At 60.6% G+C, this 18,281-nt stretch carries 17 protein-coding genes; 1 reads left to right on the top strand and 16 read right to left on the bottom strand.

The genetic code is table 11. The annotated features are described in order from the left end of the window. Positions 1 to 57: 57 nt before the first annotated feature. The 7 genes from lpdA to sdhC form a co-directional block, all read right to left on the bottom strand. On the bottom strand, positions 58 to 1,494 hold the full coding sequence (gene lpdA / locus INQ47_RS19240) for a dihydrolipoyl dehydrogenase (RefSeq protein WP_252459841.1): 1,437 nt from the start codon (positions 1,492 to 1,494) through the stop codon (positions 58 to 60). Between the two features lie 96 nt (positions 1,495 to 1,590). Beyond that, on the bottom strand, positions 1,591 to 2,814 hold the full coding sequence (gene odhB / locus INQ47_RS19235) for a 2-oxoglutarate dehydrogenase complex dihydrolipoyllysine-residue succinyltransferase (RefSeq protein ID WP_021784849.1): 1,224 nt from the start codon (positions 2,812 to 2,814) through the stop codon (positions 1,591 to 1,593). Between the two features lie 42 nt (positions 2,815 to 2,856). Then, positions 2,857 to 5,688, bottom strand: coding sequence for a 2-oxoglutarate dehydrogenase E1 component (locus tag INQ47_RS19230; RefSeq protein WP_021784848.1), 2,832 nt, complete (start codon positions 5,686 to 5,688; stop codon positions 2,857 to 2,859). A 246-nt stretch (positions 5,689 to 5,934) separates the two neighbouring features. After that, positions 5,935 to 6,639 carry a succinate dehydrogenase iron-sulfur subunit gene (locus INQ47_RS19225; RefSeq protein ID WP_003254212.1) on the bottom strand — a complete coding sequence of 235 codons (705 nt, stop codon included), beginning with the start codon at positions 6,637 to 6,639 and terminating at the stop codon, positions 5,935 to 5,937. Between the two features lie 11 nt (positions 6,640 to 6,650). Further along, entirely contained in the window at positions 6,651 to 8,423 is a 1,773-nt protein-coding gene (gene sdhA, locus INQ47_RS19220) for a succinate dehydrogenase flavoprotein subunit (protein WP_003254213.1), read from the bottom strand. Between the two features lie 3 nt (positions 8,424 to 8,426). Next, positions 8,427 to 8,795, bottom strand: coding sequence for a succinate dehydrogenase, hydrophobic membrane anchor protein (sdhD, locus tag INQ47_RS19215; protein ID WP_003254214.1), 369 nt, complete (start codon positions 8,793 to 8,795; stop codon positions 8,427 to 8,429). After that, positions 8,789 to 9,175 (bottom strand): succinate dehydrogenase, cytochrome b556 subunit, encoded by a 387-nt coding sequence (gene sdhC, locus INQ47_RS19210; protein ID WP_008091902.1) that lies wholly within the window; start codon positions 9,173 to 9,175, stop codon positions 8,789 to 8,791. The genes sdhD and sdhC overlap by 7 nt, the downstream gene beginning before the upstream one ends. Positions 9,176 to 9,527: 352 nt before the next feature. Between sdhC and gltA the strand changes: the two genes are divergently transcribed. Further along, positions 9,528 to 10,817 (top strand): citrate synthase, encoded by a 1,290-nt coding sequence (gltA, locus tag INQ47_RS19205; protein WP_021784847.1) that lies wholly within the window; start codon positions 9,528 to 9,530, stop codon positions 10,815 to 10,817. A 283-nt stretch (positions 10,818 to 11,100) separates the two neighbouring features. Here gltA and INQ47_RS19200 read toward each other — a convergent pair whose 3' ends face one another. From INQ47_RS19200 to INQ47_RS19160, 9 genes are all read right to left on the bottom strand, one after another. Beyond that, positions 11,101 to 11,706 (bottom strand): START domain-containing protein, encoded by a 606-nt coding sequence (locus tag INQ47_RS19200; RefSeq protein WP_404702345.1) that lies wholly within the window; start codon positions 11,704 to 11,706, stop codon positions 11,101 to 11,103. Between the two features lie 33 nt (positions 11,707 to 11,739). Then, positions 11,740 to 11,994 (bottom strand): YkgJ family cysteine cluster protein, encoded by a 255-nt coding sequence (locus INQ47_RS19195; RefSeq protein WP_003254220.1) that lies wholly within the window; start codon positions 11,992 to 11,994, stop codon positions 11,740 to 11,742. A 130-nt stretch (positions 11,995 to 12,124) separates the two neighbouring features. Continuing rightward, complete coding sequence (locus tag INQ47_RS19190; protein ID WP_404702344.1) at positions 12,125 to 12,559, bottom strand: hypothetical protein; 435 nt, start codon at positions 12,557 to 12,559, stop codon at positions 12,125 to 12,127. 64 nt (positions 12,560 to 12,623) lie between these two features. Continuing rightward, complete coding sequence (locus INQ47_RS19185) at positions 12,624 to 14,066, bottom strand: PLP-dependent aminotransferase family protein (RefSeq protein WP_252459845.1); 1,443 nt, start codon at positions 14,064 to 14,066, stop codon at positions 12,624 to 12,626. A gap of 171 nt (positions 14,067 to 14,237) precedes the next feature. Next, the gene (locus tag INQ47_RS19180) at positions 14,238 to 15,050 is read right to left on the bottom strand and encodes an OmpA family protein (protein ID WP_404702343.1); all 813 of its coding nucleotides are present in this window, start codon (positions 15,048 to 15,050) and stop codon (positions 14,238 to 14,240) included. Then, complete coding sequence (locus INQ47_RS19175; protein WP_252459847.1) at positions 15,047 to 15,400, bottom strand: DUF4398 domain-containing protein; 354 nt, start codon at positions 15,398 to 15,400, stop codon at positions 15,047 to 15,049. Before INQ47_RS19175 ends, INQ47_RS19180 begins: the two co-directional genes overlap by 4 nt. 9 nt (positions 15,401 to 15,409) lie before the next feature. Next, positions 15,410 to 16,231, bottom strand: coding sequence for an ABC transporter substrate-binding protein (locus INQ47_RS19170; RefSeq protein WP_252459848.1), 822 nt, complete (start codon positions 16,229 to 16,231; stop codon positions 15,410 to 15,412). 75 nt (positions 16,232 to 16,306) lie between these two features. After that, positions 16,307 to 17,236 (bottom strand): electron transfer flavoprotein subunit alpha/FixB family protein, encoded by a 930-nt coding sequence (locus tag INQ47_RS19165; RefSeq protein ID WP_252459849.1) that lies wholly within the window; start codon positions 17,234 to 17,236, stop codon positions 16,307 to 16,309. Then, on the bottom strand, positions 17,237 to 17,986 hold the full coding sequence (locus INQ47_RS19160; RefSeq protein WP_003254232.1) for an electron transfer flavoprotein subunit beta/FixA family protein: 750 nt from the start codon (positions 17,984 to 17,986) through the stop codon (positions 17,237 to 17,239). Positions 17,987 to 18,281 lie beyond the last annotated feature (295 nt).

Genomic DNA, 18,281 nt, shown 5'->3' with positions numbered 1-18,281 from the left:
CGCGGTGAGTCATGCACGCAAGACTCACGACGGGCAGCCCGCCGTGGTTTCTTATAATTAACGCTTCTTACGGTTGGCCACGTGAATGGCGCCGCCATTCACCGCCAGCGCTGCTTCATGCAACGCTTCGGACAGGGTTGGATGGCTGAAGACCATCATGCCCAGATCCTCGGCACTGGTGCCGAATTCCATTGCGATTGCGCCCTGCTGCACCAGTTCGGCAGCCGATGGGCCAATCACGTGAACACCCAGAACGCGGTCGGTCTTGGCATCGGCGATGACCTTGACGAAACCGCCGGTGTCGTTGGCTGCCATCGCACGGCCGCTGGCCGCGAACGGGAAGGTGCCCACGTTAACCTCAACGCCCTCGGCCTTCAAGGCCTGTTCGGTCTTGCCGACCCACGCGATTTCCGGGTGGGTGTAGATGACCGACGGGATCAGGTCGTAGTTCATCTGGGCCTTGTGGCCCTTGATGCGCTCGACGACCATGATGCCCTCTTCCGAAGCCTTGTGGGCCAGCATCATGCCGCGTACCACGTCACCAATGGCGTACACGCCCGGAACGCTGGTAGCGCAGTAATCGTCGACGAAGATGTAACCACGCTCGTCGATGGTCACGCCGCTGTCAGAAGCCAGCAGATCGGTGGTCACCGGGCGACGGCCGACTGCGACAATCAGCTTGTCGAAGGTGATCTTCTGCTCGCCTTCGGCGTTGGTGTAGGTCACTTCGACTTCATTGCCGTTGACTTTCGAGCCGGTGACGCGAGCGCCCAGCTTGATGTCCAGGCCTTGCTTGGTCAGGGTCTTCTGGGCTTCTTTCGACACGGCGGTGTCGGCAGCCATCAGGAAGGTGTCCAGGGCTTCCAGCACGGTGACTTCAGCACCCAGGCGAGCCCATACCGAGCCCAGCTCCAGGCCGATCACGCCTGCACCGATAACGCCCAGGCGCTTCGGTACGGTCTGGAATTCCAGGGCGCCGGTGGAGTCGACGATGACGTTCTGGTCGACCGGAGCCGGTGGAATGTCGATCGGGCGCGAGCCGGAAGCCAGGATCACGTTCTCGGCTTCGATGATTTCGGTGGTGCCGTCAGCCTTGGTGACTTCGACCTTCTTGCCGGCCAGCAGCTTGCCGTGGCCCTGGATCGAAGTAACGCCATTGGCCTTGAACAGGGTGGCAACGCCACCGGTCAGGTTCTTGACGATGCCAGCCTTGCGGCCAACCATCGCGGCGACGTCCATCTTCACTTCGCCAGTGGAGATACCGTGGACGTTGAAGCTCTCTTTGGCTTCCTTGTACTTCCAGGAGCTGTCCAGCAGCGCCTTGGAAGGGATGCAACCTACGTTCAGGCAGGTGCCGCCCAGGGCCAGTTTGCCCTCGGCGTCGGTGTATTTCTCGATACAGGCAGTCTTCAGACCAAGTTGGGCAGCCTTGATGGCAGCTACATAGCCGCCAGGACCTGCACCAATCACCACTACGTCGAATTTCTGGGTCATAAAAGATTCCTTTTTAGCTTCAAGCGGCAAGCTGCAAGCCGCAAGACCAGCAGGCTTCAGCTTGAAGCTTGCGGCTTGCAGCTTACAGCTGCGCGATTAGATGTCCAGCAGCAGGCGGGACGGATCTTCCAGCAGGTTCTTGATAGTGACCAGGAAGGTTACCGCTTCCTTGCCGTCGATCAGGCGGTGATCGTACGACAGCGCCAGGTACATCATCGGGCGAATCACGACTTGGCCATTAATGGCCATCGGGCGCTGGATGATGTTGTGCATGCCAAGAATGGCGGCCTGCGGCGGGTTGACGATCGGGGTCGACATCATCGAACCGAAGGTGCCACCGTTGGTGATGGTGAAGGTGCCACCGGTCATCTCTTCGATGGCCAGTTTGCCGTCACGGGCCTTCTTGCCGAAGGTAGCGATACCGTTCTCGATTTCAGCCAGGCTCATCGACTCGGCGTTACGCAGCACCGGTACCACCAGGCCACGGTCGCTGGACACGGCAACACCGACGTCGGCGAAGCCGTGGTAGACGATGTCGTTGCCGTCGATCGAGGCGTTGACGGCCGGGAAGCGTTTCAGCGCTTCGGTAGCGGCCTTGACGAAGAACGACATGAAGCCCAGGCGCACGCCATTGTGGGTCTTCTCGAACAGGTCCTTGTACTTCGAACGCAGGGCCATGACTTCGGTCATGTCCACTTCGTTGAAGGTGGTCAGCATCGCCATGTTGGACTGGGCTTCGACCAGACGCTCGGCGATCTTGGCACGCAGGCGGGTCATCGGCACGCGCTTCTCGGTACGGTCGCCAGCAGCGACGACAACCGGGGCAGCGGCAGCAGCGGCAGGCTTGGCAGCCGGTGCAGCAGCAGGTGCCGACTTCTTGTTGGCAACAGCAGCAACCACGTCTTCCTTGGTGACGCGACCGCCTTTACCGGTACCTGCCACGGTAGCCAGGTCGATGCCGTTTTCTTCAGCCAGCTTGCGCGCGGCCGGGGCAGCGATCGGGTCATCTTCGCCGGCGTCAGCGGCAGCAGCGGCCGGAGCAGCAGCAGGAGCGGCGGCCGCGGCTGGCGCTGCGGCAGCACCGCCTTCAACGATCGAACCCAGCAGTTCGTCGGACAGGACGGTGTCGCCCTCGCCCTTGACGATGTCACCCAGCACGCCATCGGCAGTAGCCAGTACTTCCAGGACAACCTTGTCAGTCTCGATGTCGACGATCAGCTCGTCACGCTTGACGGCTTCGCCCGGCTTCTTGTGCCAGGTGGCAACGGTGCCGTCGGCAACCGATTCCGGGAAGGTTGGGGCTTTGATCTCGATAGCCATTATCTGTGTTTCCTTAAATTCGGTTTCAGGTGCGCGAAGGCGTTAGACAGTGAAGGCGTCTTGCAGCAGTTTTTCCTGCTGTTCGACGTGCTTCGAAGCGTAACCACAGGCTGGCGCGGCAGAAGCGTCGCGGCCGGCGTATTCCAGGGTCAGTGCCTTGTTGTGGCGGCCCAGGATACGACGCATGTGGTGCTGGCTGCTGTACCAGGCGCCCTGGTTCATCGGCTCTTCCTGACACCAGACCGCATGCTTGAGGTTGGTGTAAGGCGCGAGGATTTCGACCAGATCGTCCTCAGGGAACGGATACAGCTGCTCGATACGCAGGATGGCGATGTCTTCGCGGCCTTCGGCACGGCGCTTTTCCAGCAGGTCGTAGTAAACCTTGCCGCTGCACAGCACCAGACGCTCGACCTTGGCCGGATCGATTGCGTCGATTTCCGGGATCACGGTCTGGAACGAGCCTTCTGCCAGGTCTTCCAGGGTCGAGATGGCCAGCTTGTGGCGCAGCAGCGACTTCGGCGTCAGGACTACCAGCGGCTTGCGCAGCGGGCGGATGACCTGGCGACGCAGCAGGTGGTAAATCTGTGCCGGCGTCGTCGGTACGCAGACCTGGATGTTGTGCTCGGCGCACAGCTGCAGGTAGCGCTCCAGACGCGCGGACGAGTGCTCCGGCCCCTGCCCTTCATAGCCGTGTGGCAGCAGCATGGTCAGACCGCACAGGCGACCCCACTTGTGCTCACCACTGGTGATGAACTGGTCGATCACCACTTGCGCACCGTTGGCGAAGTCGCCGAACTGGGCTTCCCAGATCACCAGCGCGTTCGGCATGGTGGTGGAATAGCCGTATTCGAAGGCCAGTACCGCCTCCTCGGACAGGAACGAATCGTACAGGTCGAAACGAGGCTGGCCCGGGAACAGGTTCTGCAACGGGATGTAGGTGCTGGCGTCCTTCTGGTTGTGCAGCACCGCGTGACGGTGCGAGAAGGTGCCACGGCCGATGTCCTGGCCGGTCATGCGGATCGGGTGACCTTCGAACTGCAGGGTGGCGTAAGCCATGGTCTCTGCATAACCCCAGTTGATCGGCAAGCCACCGGCCTGCATCTTCTGACGGTCTTCGTAGATCTTCGACACCTGACGCTGCACCACGAAACCTTCCGGCAGCTCGAGCAGCTTGGCCGATAGGTCCTGCAGGGTCTTGAGGTCGAAACGGGTGTCGTGACGCGCGGTCCAGGCATGGCCCAGGTACGGACGCCAGTCGACGAACAGCTCGCGGTTCGGCTCCTTGACCAGGCTCTTCACCACATGCAGGCCATTGTCCAGCGCGTTGCGGTACTCGTCGATCTTGGCCTGAGCGCGCTCGGCGTCGATGCGACCAGCCTGGATCAGCTGCTCGGCATACAGCTCACGGGTAGTGCGCTGCTTGCTGATTTGCTGGTACATCAGCGGCTGGGTGCCGTTCGGCTCGTCAGCCTCGTTGTGGCCACGGCGACGGTAGCAGACCAGGTCGATGACCACGTCACGCTTGAACTGCATGCGATAGTCGATGGCCAGTTGGGTGACGAACAGCACGGCTTCCGGGTCATCGCCGTTCACGTGCAGGATCGGTGCCTGGATCATCTTGGCAACGTCGGTCGCGTACTCGGTGGAGCGCGCATCCAGCGGGTTGCTGATGGTGAAACCAACCTGGTTGTTGATCACGATGTGCACGGTTCCGCCGGTCTTGAAACCGCGGGTCTGCGACATCTGGAAGGTTTCCATGACCACGCCCTGGCCAGCGAACGCAGCGTCGCCGTGGATCGAGATCGGCAGCACCTTGTCGCCAACGGTGTCGTTGCGGCGGTCCTGACGGGCGCGCACCGAACCTTCGACCACCGGCGAAACGATTTCCAGGTGGGACGGGTTGAACGCCATGGCCAGGTGCACTTCGCCACCCGGGGTCATCACGTTCGAGGAGAAGCCCTGGTGATACTTCACGTCACCGGAGCCCAGCTCGTTCATCTTCTTGCCTTCGAACTCGTCGAACAGCTCGCGCGGGTTCTTGCCGAAGGTGTTCACCAGCACGTTCAGGCGGCCACGGTGGGCCATGCCGATCACGACCTCCTTGGCGCCGTAAGAGCCGGAACGCTGGATCATTTCATCCAGCATCGGAATCAGGCTCTCGCCGCCTTCAAGGCCGAAACGCTTGGTGCCCGGGTATTTGGTGCCCAGGTACTTTTCCAGGCCCTCACCGGCGGTCACGCGCTCAAGCAGGTGGGCCTGCACGTCAGCGGAAAACTCCGGACGGCCGCGCACGCTTTCAAGGCGCTGCTGGAACCAGCTGCGCTGCTCGGAATCGACGATGTGGGTGAATTCGGCGCCAATGGTGCGACAATATGTCTTCTGGAGTGCATCGAAGATGTCGCGTAGGCTCGCCTCCTCTTTGCCGATGAACAGGTCGCCGGCACGGAAGGTCGTATCAAGATCGGCATTGGTCAAGCCGTAGTGATTGATCGACAGGTCTACTGGCGCAGGGCGCTGCCACAACCCCAACGGGTCGAGCTTGGCAGCCTGATGGCCGCGCATACGATAGGCCTGGATCAGTCGCAGAACTTCAACCTGCTTCTTCTCGTGTTCACTGCTCACGCTCCCGGCGGAAACCGGTTGGGCGCGGCGCTGGTTCTTTGCCAGCAGTACGAAATGGTCGCGGATTGTCGAGTGCGATACATCAGTAGCGGTGCTGCCGTCGGCTGGCAACTTCTGGAAGTAAGTGCGCCACTCTTCTGGCACAGCGTTAGGGTCGTGCAGGTAGAGCTCGTAGAGCTCTTCCACATATGCAGCGTTACCACCTGAAAGGTGGGCGCTATCCCACATGCGCTGCATCACGCTTTCTTGCATGCTTGGTCACCCTCGATTAGGGGACTGATCGGCGAGAGCCACAGCAAACCTGGAAAAGTCCGAAAACAGCGACTGAACCACGCCACCTGGATCCTGCTGATTTTCCGGGTACCAGCCCGGAAAGCCCCTGCTGGTCTCATATCTTCATAGGTAATGAACGCGGGCTTTGTGGGCCCTTGTTCGGGTTTTACCTCAGTGCGGGCTCACCACCCGCACCTCGGCTTATTGCAGGTACAACACTTTGTATCAGGTGCCGCTTTGCAGCAGCATGTTACGTACGTGACCGATTGCCTTGGTCGGGTTGAGACCTTTCGGGCAAACGTTTACGCAGTTCATGATCCCGCGGCAGCGGAATACGCTGAACGGGTCATCCAGGGACGCCAGGCGCTCCTGAGTCTTGGTATCGCGGCTGTCGGCAAGGAAGCGATAAGCTTGCAGCAGTGCTGCCGGGCCCAGGAACTTGTCCGGGTTCCACCAGAACGACGGGCAGGAAGTCGAGCAGCAAGCGCACAGGATGCACTCGTACAGGCCGTCCAGCTTGTCACGGTCTTCCGGCGACTGCAGGCGCTCGATGGCCGGTGCCGGGGTGTCGTTCTGCAGGAACGGCTTCACCTTCTCGTACTGCTTGTAGAAGATGCTCATATCGACCACCAGGTCACGAATGACCGGCAGGCCTGGCAGCGGACGCAGAACCAGCTTGCCGCCCTTCACCACCGCCGACAGCGGGGTGATGCAGGCCAGGCCGTTCTTGCCGTTCATGTTCATGCCATCGGAACCGCAGACACCTTCACGGCAGGAGCGACGGTACGAGAAACCCTCGTCCTTTTCCTTGATCAGTGCCAATACATCCAGCACCATCAGGTCCTTGCCGCCGGTATCGACGTCGAACGACTCCATTTTCGGCGCCGAGTCGGTGTCCGGGTTGTAACGATAAACTTCGACTTTCAACATAGCAGCCACCCTTAGTAAGTCCGGACTTTTGGTTCGAAGGCTGGAACAGTCTTCGGCGCAAAGTTGACGCCGCGCTTGGCAACGCGCTTCTCACCCGGGTAGTACAGGGTGTGGCACAGCCAGTTTTCGTCGTCACGGTCTTCGAAGTCTTCACGGGCGTGAGCGCCGCGGGACTCTTTACGGGCTTCCGCCGCGATGGCGGTAGCTTCGGCAACTTCCAGCAGGTTCTGCAGCTCCAGCGCTTCGATACGCGCGGTGTTGAAGGCCTGGGACTTGTCGTTGATCTTGACGTTGGCGATACGGTCACGCAGACCGGCCAATTGCTCGATACCCTTCTGCATGTATTCGCCAGTACGGAATACACCGAAGTAGTTCTGCATACAGCTCTGCAGCTCGCGCTTCAGGCTGGCAACGTCTTCACCGCTGGTACGCTCGTTGAGCTTGTTCAGGCGGTTCAGGGCAACATCGACGTCGGTGTCGCTGGCGTCGCGGTATTCCACGCCTTCGCTCAGCGCCTTCTCCAGGTGCAGGCCGGCAGCACGGCCGAACACCACCAGGTCGAGCAGCGAGTTGCCGCCCAGGCGGTTGGCACCGTGAACCGATACGCACGCCACTTCACCTACGGCGAACAGGCCCGGGATGATGTGATCCTGGCCGTCGGCGTCCATGGTGATGGCCTGGCCATGAATGTTGGTGGCAACGCCGCCCATCATGTAGTGGCAGGTCGGCACGACCGGCACCGGCGCGACCACAGGGTCGACGTGGGCGAAGGTCTTGGACAACTCGCAGATACCTGGCAGGCGGCTGTGCAGCACTTCCTCGCCCAGGTGGTCCAGCTTCAGCAGTACGTGGTCCTTGTTCGGGCCCACGCCGTTGCCGGCGATGATTTCCTTGACCATGGAACGGGCAACCACGTCGCGGCCGGCCAGGTCTTTGGCGTTCGGCGCGTAACGCTCCATGAAGCGCTCGCCGTGGGCGTTGATCAGGTAGCCACCCTCACCGCGGCAACCCTCAGTGACCAGTACACCGGCGCCGGCGATACCGGTCGGGTGGAACTGCCACATCTCGATATCCTGCACCGGCACGCCTGCACGCAGGGCCATGCCGATACCGTCACCGGTGTTGATCAGGGCGTTGGTGGTGGAAGCGTAGATACGGCCCGCACCGCCAGTGGCCAGCACGGTGGCCTTGGACTTGATGTACAGGGTTTCGCCGGTTTCGATGCAGATGGCGATCACACCAACGAATGCGCCGTCCTGGTTTTTCACCAGGTCAACGGCGTAGTACTCGTTGAGGAACGTGGTGCCAGCTTTCAGGTTGCCCTGGTACAGGGTGTGCAGCAGCGCGTGACCGGTACGGTCCGAAGCGGCACAGGTACGGGCGGCCTGGCCACCTTTACCGAAGTCCTTGGACTGACCGCCGAACGGGCGCTGGTAGATGCGGCCGGTTTCGGTGCGCGAGAACGGCAGACCCATGTGGTCCAGCTCGAAGACCGCAGCCGGGCCTTCCTGACACATGTATTCGATAGCGTCCTGGTCGCCGATGTAGTCGGAACCCTTGACGGTATCGTACATGTGCCAGCGCCAGTCGTCGTTCGGGTCGGCCGAAGCGATGGCGCAGGTGATGCCGCCCTGGGCGGATACGGTGTGCGAACGGGTCGGGAAGACCTTGGTGACTACGGCAGTCTTGTGGCCGCCTTGAGCCAGTTGCAGCGCTGCGCGCATGCCGGCGCCGCCGCCACCGATGATGATGGCGTCGAAGGAAATGGTTGGAATGCTAGCCATGGATCAGATACCCCAGAGAATCTGCACACCCCAGACGAAGTAAGCGAACATCGCAACGCCGCATACCGCCTGGAACAGGAAACGAATCGCAGTTGCCGACTTGCCGAACGACATAGGCGTCAGGTAGTCGGTTGCAATGGTCCACATGCCGACCCAGGCGTGAGCGCCCAGGGCAACGAGGGCCAGCAGACTGAAGATCCGCATCGCGTTGTTGGAGAACAGACCATGCCACTGGGTGTAGTCGATGCCTGGGTGGGCGACCACGTAGCCGATCAGGAAGAGGAAGTAAGCCGCGAGAACGACCGCAGAAACGCGCTGCGCCATCCAGTCATAGAGGCCCGAACGCGACAGGTTCGTGACATTGGTTACCATACCCAAACTCCCACCAGAACGATCAGCACCACGGAGATGACGATCACGATTTTCGAGCCCAGCTTGCCGCCTTCCAGCGTCTCACCGATACCCATGTCCATGATCAGGTGTCGAACACCTGCCACGAGGTGATAAAGCAGGGCGGACAGCAGACCCCAGGTCACGAACTTGGCCAGCGGGCTGGTCAGACACGCCTTCACCTCACCGAAGCCTTCCTCGGAACCCAGCGACTTGCCCAGTGCATAAAGCATGATGGCAAGGCCGATGAACAGGATGACGCCGGAGATACGGTGCAGGATGGACGTGTATGCAGTGACGGGGAGCTTGATGGTCCTTAGGTCTAGGTTTACAGGTCGTTGGCTTTTCACGGCTTTTTTCACACTGAAGAGCCCCTAGCGAATCAGGGCAAAGTTGTTGGTAAGTGTACTGGTCAGGTACCCACCACCCAGGGAACGGCGACCCCCAGCAGTTCGGGCTTGGAAGCCCCTGGCGGTCGGGTGCCGAGTATAGACAGTTAGGCTGCTTATGACAACGTGACGGGGTAGCCCAAATAGCGCATTGCCTTTAATGAACAAAAGGCGTAAATGGGCGAGAATTTCGGGAAAAATCAGGCTTGAATGCTTGATTCAACAAGCCTTTAGGCAAATTGACATCTGAATTTATCCCTCTATAGTGGTGCGGGCCCTGCGTGGGGGGTCTGTCTGATGATTTCAAGCATTAATAGGAGGCCACATGGCTGACAAAAAAGCGCAGTTGGTCATCGAGGGCGCTGCCCCCGTCGAGCTGCCCATTTTAACCGGCACCGTTGGTCCTGATGTAATCGACGTCCGCGGGTTAGGGGCCACTGGTCACTTCACCTTCGACCCAGGTTTCATGGCGACTGCCTCGTGCGAGTCGAAGATCACCTATATTGACGGCGACAAAGGTATCCTGCTGCACCGCGGCTACCCGATCGAGCAACTCGCCGAACAGTCCGACTACCTCGAAACCTGCTACCTGCTGCTCAATGGCGAACTGCCGAATGCCGAGCAAAAGGCCCAGTTCGTCAGCACCGTCAAGAACCACACCATGGTTCACGAGCAGTTGAAGACCTTCTTCAACGGCTTCCGCCGCGACGCTCACCCCATGGCGGTGATGTGCGGCGTAGTCGGCGCCCTGTCGGCGTTCTATCACGACTCCCTGGACATCAATAACCCGCAACACCGCGAAATCTCCGCGGTGCGCCTGGTCGCCAAGATGCCGACCCTGGCTGCGATGGTTTACAAGTACTCCATGGGCCAGCCGATGATGTACCCGCGCAACGACCTGTCGTACGCGGAAAACTTCCTGCACATGATGTTCAACACCCCGTGCGAGATCAAACCGATCAGCCCGGTGCTGGCCAAGGCAATGGACCGGATCTTTATCCTCCACGCCGACCACGAGCAGAACGCCTCCACCTCCACCGTGCGTCTGGCCGGCTCGTCGGGTGCCAACCCGTTCGCCTGTATCGCCGCCGGTATCGCCGCACTGTGGGGCCCGGCCCACGGCGGTGCGAACGAAGCCGTACTGACCATGCTCGATGAAATCGGTGATGTTTCGAACATCGACAAATTCATCGCCAAGGCCAAGGACAAGAACGACCCGTTCAAGCTGATGGGCTTCGGTCACCGCGTGTACAAGAACCGCGACCCGCGCGCCACCGTGATGAAGCAGACCTGCGACGAAGTCCTGCGCGAGCTGGGCATCAAGAACGATCCGCAGCTGGAACTGGCCATGCGCCTGGAAGAGATCGCCCTCACCGATCCGTATTTCATCGAGCGCTCGCTGTACCCGAACGTCGACTTCTACTCGGGGATCATCCTCAAGGCAATCGGCATTCCGACCAGCATGTTCACCGTGATCTTCGCCCTGGCACGTACCGTGGGCTGGATCTCGCACTGGAAAGAAATGCTCTCCAGCCCGTACAAGATCGGCCGTCCGCGCCAGCTGTACACCGGCGAGCAAAAGCGCGACCTCGTTGCCCTGAAGGACCGCAAGTAAGCTTTGATAGCCGAACGCAAAAAGGCTGCCCTCGGGCAGCCTTTTTTATGGCCTTTTCCTGTACCGGCCTCTTCGCGAGCAAACCCTACAATGGCCTGCGCCCACCACCGATCAGTGCGTAGGAGCGGGTTTACCCGCGAATACGGTGGCTGCGACAACCGTGAACGGCGGGTGGAGATTGGCCAGCAGGCCCGAGCCTTTCGCGGGTAAACCAACCCCTACAAAGGCCCCACAAATTTCAGGGACCGCAGAGCGAAGAGGCCGCTACAGGCAGCACAAAACCTCAGTTTTTCTCAGCCCGCTCACGCAGCTCTTTCAGGGTATTGAACGGCGCATCCACCACGAACTTGTTGGCCACCATTGCCGGCACGCTACCGCCCGGCTCGGTGTGCACCTGGTAGGTCACCTCCGTGCTGTCGCCCTTGGGCACCAGCTTCCAGAAGCCCTCAACCTTGGCCACCCGCACAAAGCCCTTCTCTTCCGGCAGATAGGTCGGCTCTTCCTTCAGGTTACGCACCAGGCTGCCGTCCGCCTCCTTGACCGTGGTCACATGCAAAACCGAATCACGCGGCGTCACCGGCCAGGGTGTATTGAACTGCGTGTAGGTCCAGACCTGGTCACCTTCTTGCTTGAGCAATTTCTGCAACTTGCACTCATGAATCCACGCGCAGGCACCCACCACATCTTCCTGCAACGCCTGCACCTTGGCCAACGGCGCCTTGATCACGGTAACACCCTGATAGGCCTTGTACTTGGAACCGGCCACTTCGCTGAGGGATACCTTGATCCCGTCCTCGTTCTTGGCCACTTGCCAGTTTTCAGCCCAGGCCACAGGCGACAGCAGAACACCCACGCCACACAGCAGTGCAATACGCTTGAACGATCTCATCATGTTTATCCTTGTTGTCGAAGATCCAGCCTGTCACGCCGCCGTCATCTGCTCCCACCAGCCAAGGATCCTGATTGCCTCGTCACGATCACTGCCGCACACCTCGGCATCCGCCTTGAAACCACCACATACCGCCGGTCGCTCAGGCTTGCCGAACAGGTCGCACAGGTTGGCGGCCGTCAGGTGCAGGCAGCGCTCACCAGCCGGCTTGCCATTGGGCATTCGCGGCATCGCAGAAGTGATGGACGGGGCGATGCAGCAGGCACCACAGCCCTCACGGCATTTCATGGCTATTCACCAAAATCAGGACTCCCTTGGAACAAAACGGGACGAACGTCCCTGGATAGTAACCGCTCAAACAGCCGTTTGAAATTGCTGGCACGATGAAATCTGCCGTGACCCTGCAGTCAGTTCCCGCCTATTGGCGATACTCGAAATCGATGGCTGCTCCCTCCACGTCATGACGGCTGTCATTGCGCAGTTGCAGCTGCATCTCGTTATTGATCAGCCGGCCATTGAGCTGGAACGGACTGTCATTGGTCTCTGGCTTTTCTGTGAACATGGGTGGCAACAAAGGCTTGCGCCGCTGGATTGGCGAAGGTGTGCCCACATTCGGCTCAAGGTTGTTGACCATATCGACTGGCAGGCTCAGGTCCAGCTTTGTCTTGGGTAATGGCTTGGCAACCGCTTTGCTGAGCGGCTTGTGCGCGGGCCTGGCTGTCGCCTTTTTTGGCACCTGCTTACCCGGAGTTGCCTGAGCCTGGTTTGCCGGTTGCGCAGCCAAGGCGGGGACGACCGGGTAGCAGAACGGCAGAAGGCACACGATCAGAACAAAGCAGCGCAAAGCGTTCATGGCAAATGGACAGACTGGCAGGAAAAATGCTTATGCTCCCTGTTCCACAGGCGGCTTGCAAGCCTCACAGCAGCGTGACCGCAGTCTCCCTGCACAACTGTTGCGCCAGCAAACCCAGCGTAATCACAGCCCGCTCGGCCTCTTTATTCCATGGAATGCCGCAATTGAGTCGGACACAGTGGTTGAACTGCTCTGTGTTACTGAATATTAGTCCCGGTGCAATGCTGATGCCCTGCTCCAGCGCACGCACATGCAGCTCCTGGGTATTGACCCGACCCGGCAGGCTTACCCAAAGGATGAAGCCACCTGTCGGCCGGGTCATCTGGGTGCCCTCGGGGAAGTGCTGCTGTACCGCCAACTGATAGGCACTGAGGTTCTTGCGATACTCCTGGCGCATGTAGCGCAGATGCCGGTCGTAGCCGCCATTTTCCAGATAGGCTGCCACCCCCATCTGCGTCACGCTGCAGGCCGAGTGGGTGGTAAAAGTCTGCAGGCGCTGAATCTCGTCCTGGTAACGCCCGGCGATCATCCAGCCCACACGCACGCCGGGGGACAAAGTCTTGGAGAAGCTCGAACAGTAGATGACCCGGTCCAGCCGGTCGAACGCCTTCAGCGCCTTGGTCTTGCCCTGCTCGAACATCAGCTCACCGTAGATATCATCCTCGATGATCTGGATATCGAAATCCGAGGCCAGGCGCAGCAATTGTTTTTGCCGCTCCTCTGGAACGGTGCCTCCCAGCGGGTTGCTCAAGCGCGCAGTCAGCACCAGCGCCTTGATCGACCACTGGTTTGCCGCCAGTTGCAAGGCTTCGAGGCTGATACCGGTGGACGGGTCACTGGGGATTTCGATCACTTTCAAACCCAGCAGGTCAGCCAGTTGCAGCAAGCCGTAATAGGTCGGCGACTCGGCGGCGATCAGGTCACCTGGACGGGTCAGCACACGCAGCGACATCTGAAGGGCGTCTACGCACCCATGGGTCACAATCACTTCACGCGGGTCGACCAACACGCCGGCATCGCGCATGCGTATGGCGATCTGCCTGCGTAGCGGCTCGAAACCGGGGCTGAACATGTAGCTGAAGGCGCGCGGGCTATGGAAGCGTGTCACCTTGGCGATTTGCTGATGCAAGGCGCGCACTGGCAGGTAGTCGACATGCGGCACTGCAGCACCAAACGGGAACACACCATCGCGACGCGCCTCAGTCAGCACCTGCTGGATGATGCTGGCGCGCGTGACCAGGCCGGGGCGCTCCACCCGGGCGATGTCCGGGGTTTGCGCGGTCAAGGCAGGCGTCTGGTGCACGTAATAGCCAGACTGCGGCCGCGCCCGGATAAGCCCTTGGTCCTCAAGATTGGCATAGGCCTGCAACACCGTGGCATGGCTGACATTGAGCTGGGCGCTCATCTTGCGCACGGAGGGTACCCGCTCGCCTGGCTGGTAGACACCGCGACGGATATCATCGGCCAGTTGCTGGGCGATACGCTGGTACAGCAGCAGGTTGGTCATGTCGACATGCTCGTTGTTCTTGTACAGGTCACTGACGGTAGAGGATACCGTAACAGTTGCAAAGTGTACTGGGACAGATTGCAACATAGTCGACAATACAACAGCGTGACAGCTATCGAAACGCTTAAACCGACATAAAACGGGCCGCATAGCGGCCCCTTTTCACACGACTCAGCGCGCTGGTGCGAGCCGACCCTTGTCATCGGAGAATACGATCTCCACCCGACGGTTCTGCGCCCTGCCCCGCTCCGAAGCATTGGCCTCGATCGGGTACTGGTCGCCATAGCCTTCAACCTGCAAGCGCTTTTCGTCGATGCCCAGGTCCACAAGCATGTCGGCCACGGACTGCGCCCGGTCGCGCGACAGCTTAAGGTTGTCCTCACCCGCGCCAGTGCTGTCGGTATAGCCCTCGATACGCACTACCCGGCGCGGGTTGAGCTGCAGGAACTGCACCAGCTTGAGCACAGTCCGGCTGGCCGAGTTCTTCAGGTCGGCACTGCCGGTATCGAACAGTACATCGCCCAAGGTCATCACCAAGCCACGGTCGGCCTGCTCCGAAGCCAACGCGGCAATCTGCGATTCGACCCACTGGCCCTGCTGCTGCACGCTGGCCAGCTTGGCCTCACGCAAAGCCAGCTGCAGACGCTGGCGCTCCAGGTCGAGCTTGGCCTGGCGTTCCTGGTTCAGCGCCAGCTTGGCATGCTCGCGGGCAATCTCGCTGTAGCGCTGACTGAGGTAAGCATAATGCCGCACATCAGAACCAGTGCCGATGTAGCTGGACAAGCGCTCGGCGCGAGCAAGCGATTCGCCCGCGCGAATCACGTCGCGCGGCGCGCTGCGCAGCACATCGGAATCATCTTTGACCCCCTGGAAGGCGACAGCGGCCTCATCCAGCGCGGCACTGCTGCGGTGGCTGGCGCAACCTTGCAAACCTGCCGTCAGCGCCAACAATGCCAGTGCAGCCAAAGGCGTACGACGAATCATGGCTGCACCTCCAGTTGCTTGCGCAAGCGCTTGACCCGCGACTGCAGCACCTGCAGCTGCTCTTCACTCTTCTGGTTCAGCACCTGGGCCTCGGCCAGGCGCGCATCCAGCTCGGCTTGCTCGGCGCGCATGCGCGCATCGCGGTAGTCCTGGGTAAGCATGTTGGCCTGGGCGCGGGCCAGCTTGTCTTCAGCCAGTTTCAGCGCTTCGACCTGCCCGGTGGCGCCGACGGCCTTGGCCTGGTCCAGTGCTTGTTCGGAAATGCGCATCTGCTCGTCAGGGGCCGGATCATTGGCGCAGCCAGCCAGGCCGAGCACGGCCAGGGCAAGGATTAGTGGTTGGATTCTCACGCAATCTTCCTAGTGTTTGGGGGCGTCCGCCGGCACCTGCAACTGCGCTTTCCAGCGCTCGAGATTACGTTGCAGCACAGCTTCGGATGCACCAGAGATCGGCAATTCTGTCAGTTTTTTTGCCAATTGCCCACGCAACCAGCTGTCATTGCACGCCGAGTTGTGCGACAGCGCCAGGTACAGGCCCGGCCTGTCCACCGGCAAGCCGCGGGCTATCAGGTCGTTGCTCATGCCCAGGCTCTGGGCCATGGCCATACCGGAGTACCGTCCAGCCAGCACATAATCCACCTGGCCGAGTACCAGTTTCTGGAACGCCTGGGTCAGGTTCTGCGCCGGCACCAGCTTGAGCTGGGCCTTGGCGAACGCCGTAAAGGCCGGGGTCAGGCGCGCACGGTCGGACAAACTGCCCTGGTATCTGGCCAGATCGGCCGGGCCATCAAAGATCACCGCTGCATCATGGCGGGTCCACACCAGGTACTCATTGAGCTGCAACGGCGGATGGATGTAGTCCAGCGCGGTCAGTTGCTCCACCTGCATAGGAGTGTCGAGCAGCAGGTCCATGCGCCCACTGCGCACCTCTTCCAGCGCCTGGTCACGGCGACCGGCGCTCAGCACCTCGACCTTCAGACCCAGCTCGCCGGCCACCTGGCGCAAAAGGTCGACGTTAGCGCCGATCAGGTGCCTGGGGTCTTTCGGGTCTTGCCAGGAATAGGGCGGCGCATCAGGGCTGCCAGTCGCCACCAGACGTTCGCACTTGCCTGCTGCCATCGCCAGTGGCGGCAGCAACAGCGCCACGCATGCCAGCACCCTGCCCGTTCCGCGCAACGTCATGCCTCACTCCTCAACCCATAAAAAAACCCGACCCTCAAAGCGAGGGCCGGGTTCTTTATAAGTGAAGCAGCCGGATCAGACCAGCTTTTCCAGCTCTGGAACCGCTTCGAACAGGTCAGCAACCAGGCCGTAGTCGGCCACCTGGAAGATCGGCGCTTCTTCGTCCTTGTTGATCGCCACGATCACTTTGGAGTCTTTCATACCGGCCAGGTGCTGGATCGCGCCGGAGATACCGACGGCGATGTACAGCTGTGGCGCAACGATCTTGCCGGTCTGGCCGACCTGCATGTCGTTCGGCACGAAGCCTGCGTCGACTGCGGCGCGCGAGGCACCGACAGCAGCGCCGAGCTTGTCGGCCAGGCTGTACAGGTGTTTGAAGTTGTCACCGTTGCCCATGCCACGGCCGCCGGAAACGACGATCTTGGCAGCGGTCAGCTCTGGGCGGTCGGACTTGGCCAGCTCTTCGCCAACGAAAGCCGAAATGCCGGCGTCGTGTGCAGCGCCAACAGCTTCGACAGCAGCCGAACCACCTTCGGCAGCCACGGCATCGAAGCCGGTGGTACGGACGGTGATCACCTTGATGGCCGCGCTCGATTGCACGGTGGCGATGGCGTTACCCGCGTAGATCGGGCGCTTGAAGGTGTCGGCGGACTCGACCGAGATGATTTCGGAGATCTGGTCCACGTCCAGCAGCGCGGCAACGCGCGGCAGGATGTTCTTGCCGTTGGTGGTAGCCGGGGCCAGCACGTGGCTGTAACCCTTGGCCAGCTCGACGATCAGCGGCGCGACGTTTTCCGGCAGGACGTGGGCGTAGGCGGCGTTATCAGCCACCAGCACCTTGGCAACACCAGAGATTTTGGCAGCGGCTTCAGCAACGCCACCGACGTTCTGGCCTGCGACCAGCACGTGCACATCACCACCGATCTTGGCGGCTGCGGCGACAGTGTTCAGGGTGGCCGGGGCTACGGCACCATTCTCGTATTCAGCGACAACCAGGATAGTCATTTAGATTACCTTCGCTTCGTTCTTCAGCTTCTCGACCAGTTCGGCCACCGATTTGACCTTGATGCCAGCGCTGCGGGCAGCCGGGGCTTCAACCTTCACGGTCTTGTTGGTGGAGGCGAGGGAAACGCCCAGCGCGTCTGGAGTAACAGTCTCCAACGGCTTCTTCTTGGCCTTCATGATGTTCGGCAGCGACGCGTAGCGTGGCTCGTTCAGGCGCAGGTCGGTGGTGACGATGGCTGGCAGGTTCAGTGCAACGGTCTGCAGGCCGCCATCGATTTCACGGGTGACATTCAACTTGTCGCCAGCGACTTCGACCTTGGACGCGAAGGTACCCTGAGCGAAGCCAGTCAGCGCGGCCAGCATCTGGCCGGTCTGGTTGTTGTCACTGTCGATGGCCTGCTTGCCGAGGATGACCAGCTGCGGCTGCTCCTTGTCGACAACGGCCTTCAGCGCCTTGGCCACGGCCAGGGAGTTCAGTTCGTCAGCGGCTTCTACCAGGATGGCACGGTCGGCACCCAGGGCCAGGGCAGTACGCAGTTGCTCCTGGGCAGTGGTCGGGCCGACGGAAACGACGACGATCTCGGTCGCAACGCCTTTTTCCTTCAGGCGTACGGCTTCTTCCACGGCGATTTCGCAGAAGGGGTTCATGGACATCTTGACGTTAGCAAGGTCGACGCCGGAGTTGTCCGCTTTGACGCGAACCTTGACGTTGTAGTCGACCACTCGTTTGACAGCTACAAGAACCTTCATGGATTCCTCGTTACTCTCCGGTGAATAGATAGTCGCCTGGGGCAGAGCCCAGCGATGCGCGTGGGTACAAGGGCACCTCTAAAAACGTATCGGGAGGCAGTAACTTCACAGTGACCAAACAGTCTTGTTCGGACTCTTGCGACAAATCCTCACGGGTCATTTCCTGTCGTGGCGTGTAAACTCCACTACAAACCGGCCTAAGCCCGCAAAACCCTGCTCCACACCTGGTCTTTAGAGGTGTACCTGCGCCCGGCTGCAAGCCTACGGCGAACGTAAAACCGCTCGTATCTTGACC

The organism is Pseudomonas sp. 3HC3 (assembly GCF_044904505.1).
Lineage (GTDB): Bacteria > Pseudomonadota > Gammaproteobacteria > Pseudomonadales > Pseudomonadaceae > Aquipseudomonas > Aquipseudomonas putida_Y.
Note: the sequence above shows the minus strand (reverse complement) of the source record. Positions and strands in the feature narration are given on the sequence as shown.

Excerpts from the sequence above, each read along its gene's own strand:
- lpdA (WP_252459841.1), bottom strand. The coding sequence starts at position 1,494 with ATGACCCAGAAATTCGACGTAGTGGTGATTGGTGCAGGTCCTGGCGGC.
- odhB (WP_021784849.1), bottom strand. The coding sequence starts at position 2,814 with ATGGCTATCGAGATCAAAGCCCCAACCTTCCCGGAATCGGTTGCCGAC.
- INQ47_RS19230 (WP_021784848.1), bottom strand. The coding sequence starts at position 5,688 with ATGCAAGAAAGCGTGATGCAGCGCATGTGGGATAGCGCCCACCTTTCA.
- INQ47_RS19225 (WP_003254212.1), bottom strand. The coding sequence starts at position 6,639 with ATGTTGAAAGTCGAAGTTTATCGTTACAACCCGGACACCGACTCGGCG.
- sdhA (WP_003254213.1), bottom strand. The coding sequence starts at position 8,423 with ATGGCTAGCATTCCAACCATTTCCTTCGACGCCATCATCATCGGTGGC.
- sdhD (WP_003254214.1), bottom strand. The coding sequence starts at position 8,795 with ATGGTAACCAATGTCACGAACCTGTCGCGTTCGGGCCTCTATGACTGG.
- gltA (WP_021784847.1), top strand. The coding sequence starts at position 9,528 with ATGGCTGACAAAAAAGCGCAGTTGGTCATCGAGGGCGCTGCCCCCGTC.
- INQ47_RS19200 (WP_404702345.1), bottom strand. The coding sequence starts at position 11,706 with ATGAGATCGTTCAAGCGTATTGCACTGCTGTGTGGCGTGGGTGTTCTG.
- INQ47_RS19195 (WP_003254220.1), bottom strand. The coding sequence starts at position 11,994 with ATGAAATGCCGTGAGGGCTGTGGTGCCTGCTGCATCGCCCCGTCCATC.
- INQ47_RS19190 (WP_404702344.1), bottom strand. The coding sequence starts at position 12,559 with ATGAACGCTTTGCGCTGCTTTGTTCTGATCGTGTGCCTTCTGCCGTTC.
- INQ47_RS19185 (WP_252459845.1), bottom strand. The coding sequence starts at position 14,066 with ATGACCAACCTGCTGCTGTACCAGCGTATCGCCCAGCAACTGGCCGAT.
- INQ47_RS19180 (WP_404702343.1), bottom strand. The coding sequence starts at position 15,050 with ATGATTCGTCGTACGCCTTTGGCTGCACTGGCATTGTTGGCGCTGACG.
- INQ47_RS19170 (WP_252459848.1), bottom strand. The coding sequence starts at position 16,231 with ATGACGTTGCGCGGAACGGGCAGGGTGCTGGCATGCGTGGCGCTGTTG.
- INQ47_RS19165 (WP_252459849.1), bottom strand. The coding sequence starts at position 17,236 with ATGACTATCCTGGTTGTCGCTGAATACGAGAATGGTGCCGTAGCCCCG.
- INQ47_RS19160 (WP_003254232.1), bottom strand. The coding sequence starts at position 17,986 with ATGAAGGTTCTTGTAGCTGTCAAACGAGTGGTCGACTACAACGTCAAG.